This window comes from Sinorhizobium terangae, from assembly GCF_029714365.1.
Classification (GTDB): Bacteria; Pseudomonadota; Alphaproteobacteria; order Rhizobiales; family Rhizobiaceae; genus Sinorhizobium; species Sinorhizobium terangae.
The window spans coordinates 1,193,105-1,206,354 of record NZ_CP121660.1 but is presented as its reverse complement, the minus strand read 5'-3'; the positions used below and the strand labels follow the sequence as shown (position 1 = coordinate 1,206,354).

The window sequence follows — 13,250 nt, the reverse complement described above, 5'->3', positions numbered from 1 at the left end:
GTCCCGTCGCGGCGGTTTTCCCGCCATGTCAAGAACTGTTGAGCGCACCGGCTCAACCGGTCTGGTCGTTCGGACCCGCTGCCCTGTTGCGCCGCTGCCTTTGCCAAGGCCATTCGCCTTCGATCTCCGCCTCGAGCGAAAAACTCAAGAAGGTTCGTATCAGCACGATCAGCCCCAGCAAGCCGACACTCTCCCAGGTGAGGGGCGACGTGATGGTCGCGATGATATCTGCGCCGATGAGAAGTTCGAGACCAAGCAGGATCCCGCGCCCCAGGTTGGCGCGGTAGCGATCATAAGCGGCATCACCGAGACCCGCGGCCAGGTCTCGCACATAACGGACGGTGGCGAAGAGCACGCCAATGATGATGACGGCGACGCCGAAGGCCTCCAGCACGGTTGCCAATGGCTCCATCAGCGGTGCCACCAACCCCGCCAACTCGCCTCGTTCGATCGCGGTGTTCATGCAGCGTCACCCGCGGTCTGGCGGGATGCAGGATGGAAGGCGTAAGCGATCGTCACCCCGAGCACGATGGCGCCGGTCAGCACCAGTGTCGATGTCAAGCCGCTCCAGCGTAGCAGGGCCGCGCCCAAGACTGCGCCGATCAGCAGGGCAAGCACGGCCGCAACACGGCGCTGCCAGTTCCTGTTGCTGCCGCCGGCAAGCGATGAATCCGCGGCAAGGCCAGTGATGGTGAGTGTAAGAACCGTCGTGGTGAGATCCGGCACCTTGAGCGCGCGGACTGTCGCATTTCGCAGCCCCATGGCAATGGCGGTAAGGATGATAAGCAGGTAAAGAATTCGGGTGGGCGCCAACGCGTCGGTGTCAAATCCGATCGCGAGGAAGGCGGAGATCCAGAAGAGCAGAGCCTCGCCCGTTGCAACGGTCAGAAGGCAGCGACGGCGACTCGCCGTTGCATGGCGTACGGCAATGAGCCCGCCGGCCCATGCGCCGACAAAAAAGGCGATCAACGCCGTCAGGTTACGCGCGACATCGAAGCCGGGGGCCCCGCCGATAGCAAAGCCCAGGAAGACCGTGTTGCCGGTCATGTTGGCAACAAAAACCTGGCCGAGCCCGAGCACACTGACCGCATCGACAAGACCGGTTACGGCCGAAAGGACAATAAGGACGAGCGGCAGCGGGTCATATTGGCCCGGTGGCGATGGTTCCATTTTGTGCTCTCCCCTTGCCTGACGAACGAAGCGCGCAGCAACTATCAATCGGCGCTATGGGGAACGCTACCATGTGTTTGTATTGCAGGCTTGTAGAATAAAGTTGTGCTCTCTTGCCTGTGTGGCTGGCCTGTGTGTCATGGTTGGCTTGGCAAAAGGGCCCGCACCAGCTGGAATTCGTTCTTGCCCGATTTGGTGGCAATCTCGATCAAAGCCATATCGGGTGCCGCGGCCGCGAACCCGCGCGCCTTGAGTGTTGCGATCAGGCTTTCGCTCGTCTGACCCAGAAGCGGTGCGATCTCGCTCGCGGTATGGGCGATGATCTGCCTGCTGAAGGCGATCTGCGGGGGCCCGCCGCTGCGACGCTCGCCGCTCGGCCATGCCATGGCAACGGCCGCTCCTGCCGAGACCAGCAGCGCGAGCGTCATCGGAAGGCGCCCGAGGTAATGCGTCATCGACCGCCAGTTCTTCCAGACATGGAGCGCGAAAGGAAGGACCAGCACGAGGCTCAGCCACTCATGCATCTCGTTGAGGACGCCGTTGCCGACATGGAAGAACAGCGCGATCCCGGAAATGAGCGAAACGAGGAATAGACCTGTGATGAACGGCGTCGCATATCGCTGCAGGATGACTTTCACGGTGCACCTCTGATTTCTGTTTCCCTGCGACAATAGCCCGCTCATGCCACGACGCCCAGTTAAATGCTTGTAATTATTGACGTAAATCAACCGCTTTCCCGATTTTGGGCGCGGGGTGCCGGCCCGCCGCAGGCAGACGCATTCGCAATTCGTCTGTGCGCACAGGAACGTCAGAGGCGCCCTGTTTCGTAGTCCTGGCAGGACTCGCCGAATTGCGCCATTGCCTCTTCCAGGTAGTCCGCCAGCAATGGTATGCCGAGCAGATAGGCGGCAGTTCGGGTGTTGTGGGACTCGGCAGCCTGAGCACGAATATCCTCCCAGTCTTCCAGCCTGCCGTCGCCGCGGCCGAGCCAGGTCAATGCGACGAGATCGATCTGCTCGTCTTCGTTGAGTGCCCAAATCGCGCTGGCAAGCTCAGCCTCGACGGGATCGTCCGGTTGATCCTCGAGCACCGAGGCCATGTTGTCGTCGGATGCGTTGGATGCCGGGTCGGGTTCCGTCACGGCATCCTTGACGTCGAATTCGCGGGCCTTGACTATTAGATAGCAGACTTTTTCGGGTGAAATCGATAGGTCCCAAGCTTCGCTCATTGGTGTAACCTCCAACTGGCGTCGTCTGTAGCGATCTCCGTCCGGAGGGGCCGATGCTCCATCCGAGAAGTATCGTTTGGTGTTCGATATCGGCAACTTTAACAGATCCTTTCCGATCGTGGCGCGTGTTGCCGTTTTCCGTTCGGCCTCGATCCGCAGCAATGCGCCCGGCGATGGTCGGCTCAACGCGCCATCAAGATGGGGATGGCGGCCTCGTCGAGCATCGTTTTCGTGACCCCGCCGAAGATCAGCTCGCGCACCCGCGAATGCCCGTACGCCCCCATGACGATCATGTCGGCGGAAATATCGACGGCACGCTGCTGCAGCACGCTTGCGACAGAACGGCCTGCGCTCGGCAGCTGGTCAACCGTTACGTTGATGCCGTGACGAGCAAGATAGGCGGCGACATCGGCGCCGGGTTCCTCGCCGTTCTTTCCGGAAACAGCCTGGGGATCGACCAGCGTGACGTGGACGACCGTCGCCGCCGCCATGAGGTCGAGAGCCTCGCGCGCCGCATGTGCAGCTTCCGTGCGCGAATCCCAGGCAAGCAGGACCGTCTTCGGCCGAAGATTGGGCTTGTTGCCTGCCGGGACGAGCAGGATCGGTCGCATCGCCTCAAAGAGACTGCCGTTGATTACCTGCCGCTTCAGGTCCGGTTGGTCCAGAACGCTTGGTCCGATCAGGACCAGATCGGCGTAGAGCGCGCGTTCGCCGATGTCCCGATCTGCCGTCCCGGCTTCTGCGTAGACGCCGCTGATATCGAAAGACACCTTGGTGCGAGAAATTATTTCGCGAGCATGGCTTACAGTTGCTTCGAGCTCCTCACGATCGCGGTCGCGTTGTTCCAGCCATATGGTGGAAACGGTCGCATACTCGCCGATCGGCGGTGGCGGAGCCATGGCGACGACCAGGACGGAAAGATGAGCGCCCACTTGGCCGCAGAGACTGGCGGCCGCTTGCAGATCGCTATCTGAACTGCCTTCCCCGGTGACAGTGAGAATGGTCTTGAAGGGCATCAGCGTTCTCCCTTGACGAGTTGGTTGCGCTTACCGGTTGTCAGCCTGGGCGAGTGACCACATCCTGCATTGAGCTACATCAAGCCTCATCCGCAGACGCTCTGGCGGTGCGGCCCCAGCCTCTTTGTGAAACGCTCCTGGCGGCTGTGAGTTTCCTCCAATAGTCGGCTGCCGTGGTTGATCGGTGTCAATGAGCGCGATCCCCAAACGGCGTTCCATGGGACAGCCGGAGAGAAACAGGAGGCATGCGTGATAGCGGAAGACCAGATCGCGGCGGTCGCTTTTCTCAGCGCCCCCGCTTCTCATGGCACCACCGAGCCGATCGAAACGATGGAGACGCATATTTCCCGCATCTTCCTCGTCGGCAAGCGCGCTTTCAAAATGAAGCGCGCGGTCAAGCTGCCCTATGTCGATTTCTCGACGGCAAGCCTCCGGCTTGAGGCCTGCCGGAAGGAGATGGAGCTCAACTCCGCGACGGCGCCGGGACTCTATCTCGGTATTCGGCGCATTACCCGCGAGAAGGAGGGCGCTCTGGCGTTTGACGGCGATGGGGAATTGGTCGACGCGGTTGTTGAAATGGCGCGCTTCGATCAGCAATCGCTCTTCGACCGAATGGCCGTCGACGGCAGGTTGACCCGCGAGCTCATCACCGTGGCTGCGGAGATGATCGCACGCTTTCACCGCGCGGCGCCGGTCGTTCATGATGGGGGAGGCGCTGCAAATATCGCCGGAGTTCTCCGTATCAATGCCGCGGGATTTGCAACGAGCCGGGTCTTTCAACAGGACGAACTCGCGACCTTCGCGCTCGCATTCGAGAAAGGCCTCGCGCGCCATGCGGCACTGCTCGACCGGCGCGAGGCGGCAGGAAAGGTCAGGCGCTGCCATGGCGATCTGCACCTGCGTAACATCTGCCTGTTCGAGGGTGTGCCGCGCCTGTTCGATTGCATCGAGTTTAACGATCAGATCGCCACGGTCGACACGCTTTATGACCTTGCCTTTCTCCTGATGGATCTTTGGCGCCGGGGTTTTCCGGATCTCGCAAACCTGGTCGTGAATCGTTACCTGGACCACTCGGACGACGAGGATGGTTTCGTGCTTCTGCCGTATCTGATGGCAATTCGCGCGGCCGTCAGGGCGCACGTTACGGCGACGCAGGTCGAAGAAAGCGGGGAAGCTTCGGCGAAACTCGTTGCCGAAGCGCGATCCTATTTCGACCTGGCGGGCTCGCTTATCGAACCCGTGCCGGCGCAACTGATCGCCATCGGTGGATTCAGCGGGTCCGGGAAGACGACGGTAGCCGAGACATTGGCCCCGCAGGTGGGTGCCGCCCCGGGTGCAAGGATTGTCGAAAGCGATCGCATCAGAAAGGGCATGTATGGCGTTTCGGCCGAAACAAGACTGCCGCCCTCGGCCTACCGTCCGGAGATTTCGGAAAAGGTCTATCGCGAAATGGCAGAGCGGGCCCGCTCGCTCCTGGCCGCGGGAGGCAGCGTGATCGTCGATGCGGTGTTTGACAAGGCGGACAATCGCAACCTGATTGAAAAGCTTGCGGGTGAGCTCAGTGTCCCGTTTACTGCTGTGTGGCTGGACGCCGAACCGGCGCTTTTGCGTGACCGCGTTGCCGCCCGGAGGGGCGGGCCTTCGGATGCGAACCTCGATGTTCTGTCCGGCCAACTGGCTCGCGACTGCGGCGAGAGGGGCTGGAGGCGGACCGATGCCGCGCGCAGCGCCGAGCAAATTGCCTCGGAGATCAGGAACCTTCAACAAGAAGTCGCACGAGCGCCGGCGCAACCTACGTCTTAGAAGTGACGCAATTCCGAACGGAAAACCGTTAAACACTCTTTCTGGAACTGCTCTGGAAGTTGCTCAGCCTGGCTCGTTCGAAAACTTTGCAAGCGCGTCTTTCGCCATCCGGTTGACGCACCAGTGAGCGTAGATCGGGCCGAATATTGCGCCAACGATCCTGCCGGCGACCGAGTCGGGGTTGTCATAGTCGATAAATACGCGCAGGCGCGAGGACTGGCCGGAGGCATCGATCTCGAAGCCCATCCGGAAGGCCCCGATGACGAGCAGGTTCGGCTGTCCTAGCGTCTCCCACGTTTTCCGGAGCGGAGGATGACGTTCGACGATCACCTCTTCCACGGACAGCCTCAGCCCGAGGACGTTTCCCTCCATCCTGACAAGCGAACCAACGGCGCGGCCCCGAGCCTCGTCGAATCCGTACGACATCCGTCCGCCAAGCATCATCATCGAGGACTCCTGCATATGCGAGTTGAGCCGGGCCGGGTCATCCAGGTAGCCGAACAGCGTCTCGGCCGACGCTGTGACCGCAACGACCGCTTGTGCAGAATGTGCGTGGGTCAACTCAAGTCGTCCTTTGTCGTGTGACCTTGGTGTCGGTCATGGTGATGGCCGCCATGGCCGTGAAAAAGATGCATGAGGGGACACGCCAGGAGCAGCAGGTAGGGAGCGAGACCCAAGGCGTGCGCCCAGTGCTCGCGAAGCACGAAGAACGCCGCGATGACTCCGAGCGATGCGGCAAGAAAAGTCCATTTGCGCTCCCATCTCATATCTGCGCGCTCCTTAGTCTGAGAGCGTTGCCGATGACGCTGACGGAAGAAAGAGCCATGGCCGCGGCAGCGATGATCGGTGACAGAAGGAGCCCGAAAGCCGGGTAAAGGACACCGGCGGCAACCGGCACGCCCGCGGCGTTGTAGATGAAGGCAAAGAACAGATTTTGCCGGATGTTCTTCATCGTGGCGTGGCTGAGCTGCCGTGCTCGTGCGATGCCTTGAAGATCGCCCTTGAGCAACGTCACGCCGGCGCTCTCGATTGCAACGTCCGTTCCGGTCCCCATGGCAATGCCGACATCGGCCGCGGCAAGGGCAGGGGCGTCGTTCACCCCGTCCCCGGCCATAGCAACGATCCGGCCCTCACGACGCAATCGCGCGACGATCTCGCTCTTATGCTCCGGCAGGATTTCCGCCTCGACTTCCTTGATGCCGAGCCTCCTGGAGACCGCATGCGCCGTGGTCTTGTTGTCTCCGGTCAGCATGACCACCCGGACACCTTCCTTGACCAGCGCCTCAACGGCGGCCGGTGTGGTCGACTTGATCGGATCGGAGATGGCAAAAAGCCCGCCGACGCGGTCATCGATCGCGGCAAAGATTACGGTCGCCCCTTCACCTCGCAAGGCTTCCGCCTTTTCGCTGAGTGAGGAAACGTCCACCTTTTCCTCGGCCATGATGCGGTGGCTGCCGATGACGAGCTTGCGACCGTCGACGGAACCGGTCACGCCTTTGCCGACCGGACTGTCGAAATCCTCCGCTGTGCCGAGATCCACGCCGCGGTCATTGGCGGCCTCGACGATCGCCGCCGCAAGCGGATGCTCGCTCGCGCGTTCCAGGGTGGCGGCGAAACGGAGCAATTCGGCCTCGGAAAAGCCGTTCGCGACCTCGATCGACGTCACTCTGGGTTTGCCCTCCGTCAGAGTCCCGGTTTTGTCGACCACGAGCGTGTCGATCTTTTCGAAACGCTCCAACGCCTCGGCATTCTTGATCAGCACGCCGAGCCGCGCGCCCCGTCCGACGCCGACCATGATCGACATGGGCGTGGCGAGGCCGAGCGCGCAGGGGCAGGCGATGATGAGCACGGCGACTGCGGCGACAAGCCCATGCGCAAAGCGGGGCTCGGGTCCCACTGCCATCCATGTGGCAAATGCAATCACGGCAATTGCAATCACGACCGGCACGAACCAGCCGGAGACCTCGTCGGCTAGGCGCTGAATCGGAGCGCGCGAACGCTGGGCATCCGCAACCATTTGCACGATCTGCGACAGCATGGTATCGCGCCCGACCTTCCCCGCTTCCATGACGAAGCCGCCTGTGCGGTTCATCGTGCCGCCAATAAGGCTGGCGCCGAGCTCCTTGGTAACCGGCATCGATTCTCCGGTAATCATTGATTCATCGACCGAACTGCGTCCCTCGATAAGCACGCCGTCGACCGGGACCTTCTCACCGGGCCGCACCCGCAACCGATCTCCGACGACAACAGCTTCGAGCGGCACGTCCTCGTCGCCGCCGCCATCGCGGATGCGGCGGGCCGTTTTCGGCGCGAGGTCCAGAAGCGCGCGGATCGCGCCTCCCGTCTGCTCGCGCGCCTGCAATTCCAGCACCTGCCCGAGCAGGACAAGCACCGTGATGACGGCGGCGGCCTCGAAATAGACCGCGATCGCGCCATCCATGGCGCTGAAGGTTGCCGGGAAGAGGCCGGGCGCCGCGGTTGCGACCACGCTGTAGACCCAGGCAACGCCGGTTCCCATCGCGATCAGCGTGAACATGTTGAGGTGCCGATTGACGATGGATCGCCATGCCCGCTCGAAGAACGGTGCACCTGCCCACAGCACCACCGGTGTTGCGAAGATGAACTGCAGCCAGTTCGATGTCTTCGCTCCAAGCAGCATATGCAGATCGATCACATGGCCGCCCATTTCGAGCGCAAGCACCGGTATCGTCAACACCAGTCCGATCCAGAACCGGCGTCTCATGTCTGTGAGTTCGGCGCTCGGACCGGCCTCTGCCGTCGCCACCTCCGGTTCGAGCGCCATGCCGCAGATCGGGCAATTGCCCGGGCCGATCTGGCGCACTTGCGGATGCATGGGGCAGATGTAGACGACACCTCCCGCCTGTTTCGCTTGAGACCCTTCGCCATGGCTTGGCCTCATTGCGCTGTGCTGCCCGTGATGGTGGTGGTGCTCGTGATCGTCCATTGGACACGACTCCGTTGGTAGACGCCCGTTGGGATCCGCGCGGGTGGCGCGGGTCGGCAAACGGGTTTGTCTATTCCGTTGCCGGCGAATACCGAATACCGGCTCCGCCGCATGGTTCCTTGAAGCGAAGCAATCAAGGGAAATTGTGCGCCAATTCAAAGCGTGTCGTACGGTTGCAAGTGGCGCGTTGACCTCGATCAAACGGGATGACGCCCAGGTGCGGAAAAGAGCAGCAATCGCTCGAATTCGCTCGAAGGTTTTGGGCGCCTGCGCCCGTCATCAACTGCTCTCGCGAACGACGAGTTCGAACCCCAGATCGATCATCCGGCCGCGGACCTCTGCGCCTGCAAGCAGTGCCAGCATCAGATGTGCTGCATGTTTGCCGACATCTTCTCGCGGGGTGCGGATCGAGGTCAACCGCGGAACGATCTGTGCCGATATCGACAGGTCGTTGAAGCCGACGAAGGCAACACGGCCAGGAACGGATATACCCTGCCGTTGAGCCTCGAAAATCGCGCCGTGCGCCAGGTCGTCGTTGCAAAAGAAAATGCCGTCGACATCCGGATGCTGGCGCAGCAACTTGTCGAAGAGCTCGCCGCCGAGCCCGACGGACGAGGGGCCGGGCACCGCCAGCTCCAGTGCATCGACGCCCGCTTCGGCGAGTGCGCGCTTGAAGCCTTCGCCGCGCCGTATCACGCGGGCGTCGAGCTGGGCCGCGACGTAAGCCAGCCGGCGCCTTCCTCTCGCCAGAAAATGCCGCGCTACTGCAGCTCCCGCGTCCTCCTGAGAGAAGCCAACTGAATAGACGTCCTCGGCTTTCGTCAGTTCCATCATATGGACACAGGGAATCTTGTTTGCTTCGAGCAGGCGCAGCGATGCGTCCGTGCGATCGAAGCAGGTGAGCAGGATGCCGCAGGGCTGGATGGCAAGATAATTGCGAATGAGCTCTTCTTCCTCTTCTCGGGAATAGTGGAAGTTTCCGATCAACACGTCATAGCCACGCGGGCGAAGAACAGTGTGAATGGCTTCGAGCGTCTCGACGAACAACTGATTGGAGAGGGCGGGGACGAGTACGACGACCGATTGGCTTCGCGCCGATGCGAGCGCGCGGGCCGCCGGGTTTGGCACATAGCCCAATGCCTTCGAGGCTTCGCGCACCTTCGACGCCAGCACCGGATCGACCGTAGGGACGTCGCGCAATGCACGCGATGCGGTGATCTGCGAGACGCCGGCGAGCTGCGCGACCTCGGCGAGGGTCGGGCGGCCGGTGGCGCGGGAGGCTTCCTTACGCATGATGGTTTGTCACTTGCCAATATGGATTCGCGCCGATAAGACAGCGCTACCTTACAAGGAATATGATCTCGCCGCTAGGAGCGGTCCACGGCGATTTCGGGGACGCTCATTTCCAGCCACCTTGGGGTCTATCGGCATGAAGGCTATTCATTAGCCTGGATGAGACAGCGCTATCTTGAGGAGGATAAGCATGGCCGAGCAAATACGCGGTATCGTCGTCATGGGTGTTTCTGGCTGCGGAAAGAGCAGCGTCGGCGCCGCTATCGCAGCTCTCTATCAAGGCCGCTTGATCGAGGGCGATGCTTTCCATCCTGCCGCCAATATCGCCAAGATGAGTGCCGGGGTCCCCCTTACCGACGAGGATCGGCACGGATGGCTCTGCCGCCTCAGTGAAGAGATCGCCGCCGCAATTGCTGCCGGGGAGCGCCCTGTTCTCACCTGCTCGGCGCTCAGGAAAAGCTATCGCGACCTGCTTAGGCAGGGGGAACCGGGACAGGGATTCGTCTTTCTCGATCTCGCACGAGATCTGGCCGCGCAACGCGTTGCCATGCGTCCGGGGCACTTCATGCCGGCAAGCCTGGTCGAAAGCCAATACCGGACGCTCGAGCCGCCATATCAGGAGCCGTTGACGCTTGCCGTGGACGCAAGTCTGCCCTTGGAGGCGATAGCGGGGCAGGCCGTTCAATGGTGGCAAGAAGCCAATCGAATGAATCCCTCCTGAAAGTTGCAAGCAACGAGACGTCGCTCAAGACCTGGACCCTGTCGGTGAATGTGCGGCCGGTCGCGTCACGAAGAAATCCGAGACTTGCAGGCCGTCCTCAACCCGGAGTTCGGTTCGATACTGTGTTTATTGCAACCTTTTGGTTTGCGAGCGGTAATAAATGCGCCCTTTTCAACGCTGCGCGCGCGCCGGTTACAGCGTTGATCGCAAGCAACCACAAGGGGATTACTCGATTTTTTCCGGAGAGAAAATCGAGAAATCATCCTTAATGTTGTCTAAATGCGGCATTCAACTGGTAAGAGCCTCATCGTGTAAAGCTGATCTTCTTGTTATACTCTCAAGGGGGATTCGCGATGCTGCTCGACCGAGAGGGTCCACTCGAGGCTTTGCTGGGTGCGGCGCGGAGCGCTGCGGCCGGACGCGGGAGCACCGTGCTGCTCGAAGGCGAAGCGGGAATTGGCAAGACCGCCCTCCTGCGTGCGTTTGCGCAGCGTGCCGACAAGGGCTGGCGGGTACTGTGGGGTTGGTGCGAGGCGCTCTTTACGCCTTGCCCGCTCGGACCCTTGCAGGACATGAGGCAACTTCTTGACAGCGGTGTGGCAGCACTGCTCGATCAGGCAGCTCCGCCCGCGCGTCTATTTCCAGCACTCTTGAATGTGCTCCAGCACGCCGGCGAAGCGTTCGTACTCATCTTCGAAGATGTGCACTGGGCCGACAACGCCACTCTCGACCTCGTGAAGTACCTCGGTCGCCGCATCTCCTCGCTCTCCGCCGTGCTCGTGCTCAGCCTGCGCAGCGATGAGATCGGCGCCGATCATCCGCTGACGCATGTACTCGGCGACCTGCCGCCGGCGTCGGTCACCCGTATTTCGTTGGAACCGCTGTCTCCCGAAGCCGTGGCGGTATTGGCTGAACAGGCGGGGCGCTGCGGGGCTGATCTTTATCAGGTTACGGAGGGCAATCCCTTCTTCATCACCGAACTTTTGGCAAGCGGAGAAACCGAGCCGGGGCGCGTGCCGGATTCCATACGCGATGCCGTCTGGGCGCGTCTCTCGCGGCTGGCGGCCGGTGAACGGGAAGTGCTGGAGGTGATCAGCATCGTGCCGGGCAGTGTGGAGCGGTGGCTGATCCGGGCTCTATTGGGTGCCGACGCCGAACCTCTGGTGGACCAGTGCGTAGCGCGCGGATTGTTGCAGCGAGACTGTCAGGGCGACCTGATGTTTCGGCATGAACTTGCCCGGCAGGCGACGCTCGACCGGCTGTCACCGAGTCTTCAGAGGTCGCTCCATGCAAAAGCGGAAGCGGCGATATCGCAATTCCCGACGGCGCATGCGTCTGCACTGCTCTGGCGCCGGGTCCATCACGCCGCCGGAGCCGACGACGGGGCACGCGTCCTCGAGCTTGCGCCACAGGCTGCGGCCCATGCTGCCCGCCTGGGCGCCCATCGGGAGGCCGCATCGCATTTGGCGACGGCCCTGAAGTATGTTGCGCAAGCCACACCCGAGCAGGCCGCCCAGCTTTACGAGGATTGGGCTTACGAGGCGGGACTCTCGCTGCTTGTCTACGAACCGGTGATCGCGGCGCACCATCACGCTATTGAGATCTGGCGCGAACTGGGGCGTTCCGACAAGATCGGTCCCAATCTGTGCAGGCTGTCGCGGCTCCACTGGCGCCGCGGCGAAGGCAAGCCAGCGGAGGATTACGCGGACCAGGCGGTACGTGAAATGGAGAAGCTGTCGCCCCGGTCGGAATTGGCAATGGCTTACAGCACCCGCTCTCAGCTCCATATGCTGCACTACCGTTTTGACGAAGCGATAGACTGGGGTTTGCGGGCGATCGCTCTCGCCGATCAACTGGGCGAGGTCGAAACGCGCGTCCACGCCTTGAACAATGTCGGCACAGCGCTTCTCTTCGCCGATCGTCCGGGCGGCCGTGAGCGGCTGGAGGAAAGCTTGGCGTTGGCACTTGAGCACGGATTTCACGACCATGCCGTGCGGGCCTACACCAACTTTGCAGAGTGCGCCGTTGCCTCCAAGGATTTTGCCCTGGCTGAACGCTTGCTGGCCGAGGGCATCGCGCTTGCGACCAAACACGATCTCGATTCGGCGGCACAATACCTGCTCGGTCGGCAGGCGCAGCTTCGGATGGAGCAGGGGCGTTTCAGGGAAGCCGAGACGATTGCGCAGGGCGTCATGAATCTGGAACGGCTGGCGATGGTCATGCATCTGCCGGCCCTCACCGTGCTCGGAAGGGTGCACGTGCGGCTAGGTGAGCCCGGTAGCTTGACCCTTCTTCGCCAAGCACTCGAGGAGGGACTGGCGACTGGCGAGCTCCAGCGCGTCGTGCCAGTCCGCCTCGCCTTAACTGAAGCCGCCTGGCTCGCCGAAGACCCGAGTGCCAGCCACGAACAGCTCACCGCCCTCGCGGCAATGGATCTCGACAATTTCCGTGCCTGGGATTTGGGCGAACTGGCCGTCTGGTGGCAGCGATGCGGTATGGCGAGGCCGCTGCCGACGTCGACCGCGCGGATTCCTTCGCGGCGGGCTGCGGAACTCAGCGGCGATCCGCTCGCGGCGGCGAAGGAATGGGAACGCCTGGGGCTTCCCTATGAAGCGGCGCTTGCCCTGATGCAGGTTCGCGGAGCCGAGGCGGGCCCGTCGCTGGCGCGTGCCGTAACCATATTCGAGTCGTTGGAGGCGCGTCCCGCCGCGGCGCTGGCGCGAAAGCAGGCGCGGCGCCTGGGCGTTGCCGGCCAGTTACCGAAAACCCGCAGAGGGCCTTACGCGGCGGCTCGTCGTCACCCTCTCGGCCTGACGCGGCATGAACAACAGGTGCTCGCCCTGATGGCTGAAGGCATGAGCAACAAGGAAGCGGCCCGGCGGTTGTCGCGCTCGCCTCGCACGATCGAGCATCAGGTCTCCGCCGTGCTCGGCAAATTCAACGCCGCCAACCGGATGGAAGTCCTGCTGCGTCTGCGCGGCGAGCCGTGGCTGCTTTCGCCCATCGACCTGCAGTAGGCCACCGGCAACCACGTCAGCGCGCCTTTTTAGAACA

Annotated in this window: 12 protein-coding genes; 3 read left to right on the top strand and 9 right to left on the bottom strand. The window is 62.2% G+C overall.

Annotated features, from left to right (window positions below; all coding sequences use genetic code 11):
• Positions 1-52: 52 nt before the first annotated feature.
• From QA637_RS24290 to QA637_RS24270, 5 genes are all read right to left on the bottom strand, one after another.
• Positions 53-463, bottom strand: a complete 411-nt coding sequence (locus tag QA637_RS24290) for a DUF1622 domain-containing protein (protein ID WP_153437435.1) — start codon at positions 461-463, stop codon at positions 53-55.
• Complete coding sequence (locus QA637_RS24285) at positions 460-1,170, bottom strand: YoaK family protein (RefSeq protein WP_283065202.1); 711 nt, start codon at positions 1,168-1,170, stop codon at positions 460-462. Before QA637_RS24285 ends, QA637_RS24290 begins: the two co-directional genes overlap by 4 nt.
• Before the next feature lie 137 nt (positions 1,171-1,307).
• Positions 1,308-1,808 carry a DUF4405 domain-containing protein gene (locus tag QA637_RS24280; protein WP_283065200.1) on the bottom strand — a complete coding sequence of 167 codons (501 nt, stop codon included), beginning with the start codon at positions 1,806-1,808 and terminating at the stop codon, positions 1,308-1,310.
• Between the two features lie 170 nt (positions 1,809-1,978).
• Positions 1,979-2,398 carry a DUF3775 domain-containing protein gene (locus QA637_RS24275; protein ID WP_283065198.1) on the bottom strand — a complete coding sequence of 140 codons (420 nt, stop codon included), beginning with the start codon at positions 2,396-2,398 and terminating at the stop codon, positions 1,979-1,981.
• A 182-nt stretch (positions 2,399-2,580) separates the two neighbouring features.
• Positions 2,581-3,414, bottom strand: a complete 834-nt coding sequence (locus QA637_RS24270; protein WP_153437439.1) for a universal stress protein — start codon at positions 3,412-3,414, stop codon at positions 2,581-2,583.
• Positions 3,415-3,663: 249 nt separating this feature from the next.
• Between QA637_RS24270 and QA637_RS24265 the strand changes: the two genes are divergently transcribed.
• Entirely contained in the window at positions 3,664-5,217 is a 1,554-nt protein-coding gene (locus QA637_RS24265; protein WP_283065195.1) for a bifunctional aminoglycoside phosphotransferase/ATP-binding protein, read from the top strand.
• Positions 5,218-5,280: 63 nt separating this feature from the next.
• On the opposite strand, the gene QA637_RS24260 is transcribed toward QA637_RS24265, so the two are convergent.
• From QA637_RS24260 to gntR, 4 genes are all read right to left on the bottom strand, one after another.
• On the bottom strand, positions 5,281-5,778 hold the full coding sequence (locus tag QA637_RS24260) for an SRPBCC family protein (protein WP_153437440.1): 498 nt from the start codon (positions 5,776-5,778) through the stop codon (positions 5,281-5,283).
• Positions 5,775-5,984, bottom strand: coding sequence for a DUF2933 domain-containing protein (locus QA637_RS24255; RefSeq protein WP_153437441.1), 210 nt, complete (start codon positions 5,982-5,984; stop codon positions 5,775-5,777). The genes QA637_RS24260 and QA637_RS24255 overlap by 4 nt, the downstream gene beginning before the upstream one ends.
• Entirely contained in the window at positions 5,981-8,137 is a 2,157-nt protein-coding gene (locus tag QA637_RS24250) for a copper-transporting P-type ATPase (protein ID WP_283067327.1), read from the bottom strand. The genes QA637_RS24255 and QA637_RS24250 overlap by 4 nt, the downstream gene beginning before the upstream one ends.
• Positions 8,138-8,461: 324 nt before the next feature.
• Positions 8,462-9,475: an HTH-type transcriptional regulator GntR gene (gene gntR / locus QA637_RS24245; protein WP_283065192.1), complete on the bottom strand. Its 1,014-nt coding sequence runs from the start codon at positions 9,473-9,475 to the stop codon at positions 8,462-8,464.
• Positions 9,476-9,665: 190 nt separating this feature from the next.
• Between gntR and QA637_RS24240 the strand changes: the two genes are divergently transcribed.
• Both QA637_RS24240 and QA637_RS24235 read left to right on the top strand, forming a co-directional pair.
• Positions 9,666-10,196: a gluconokinase gene (locus QA637_RS24240; protein ID WP_283065190.1), complete on the top strand. Its 531-nt coding sequence runs from the start codon at positions 9,666-9,668 to the stop codon at positions 10,194-10,196.
• A gap of 353 nt (positions 10,197-10,549) precedes the next feature.
• On the top strand, positions 10,550-13,213 hold the full coding sequence (locus QA637_RS24235; protein ID WP_153437444.1) for an ATP-binding protein: 2,664 nt from the start codon (positions 10,550-10,552) through the stop codon (positions 13,211-13,213).
• The last annotated feature ends 37 nt before the right edge of the window (positions 13,214-13,250 follow it).

Bases quoted from the DNA above. Each gene is read 5' to 3' on its own strand.
- QA637_RS24235 (WP_153437444.1), top strand. From the start codon at position 10,550: ATGCTGCTCGACCGAGAGGGTCCACTCGAGGCTTTGCTGGGTGCGGCG.
- QA637_RS24285 (WP_283065202.1), bottom strand. From the start codon at position 1,170: ATGGAACCATCGCCACCGGGCCAATATGACCCGCTGCCGCTCGTCCTT.
- QA637_RS24290 (WP_153437435.1), bottom strand. From the start codon at position 463: ATGAACACCGCGATCGAACGAGGCGAGTTGGCGGGGTTGGTGGCACCG.
- QA637_RS24270 (WP_153437439.1), bottom strand. From the start codon at position 3,414: ATGCCCTTCAAGACCATTCTCACTGTCACCGGGGAAGGCAGTTCAGAT.
- QA637_RS24255 (WP_153437441.1), bottom strand. From the start codon at position 5,984: ATGAGATGGGAGCGCAAATGGACTTTTCTTGCCGCATCGCTCGGAGTC.
- gntR (WP_283065192.1), bottom strand. From the start codon at position 9,475: ATGCGTAAGGAAGCCTCCCGCGCCACCGGCCGCCCGACCCTCGCCGAG.
- QA637_RS24250 (WP_283067327.1), bottom strand. From the start codon at position 8,137: ATGAGGCCAAGCCATGGCGAAGGGTCTCAAGCGAAACAGGCGGGAGGT.
- QA637_RS24275 (WP_283065198.1), bottom strand. From the start codon at position 2,398: ATGAGCGAAGCTTGGGACCTATCGATTTCACCCGAAAAAGTCTGCTAT.
- QA637_RS24240 (WP_283065190.1), top strand. From the start codon at position 9,666: ATGGCCGAGCAAATACGCGGTATCGTCGTCATGGGTGTTTCTGGCTGC.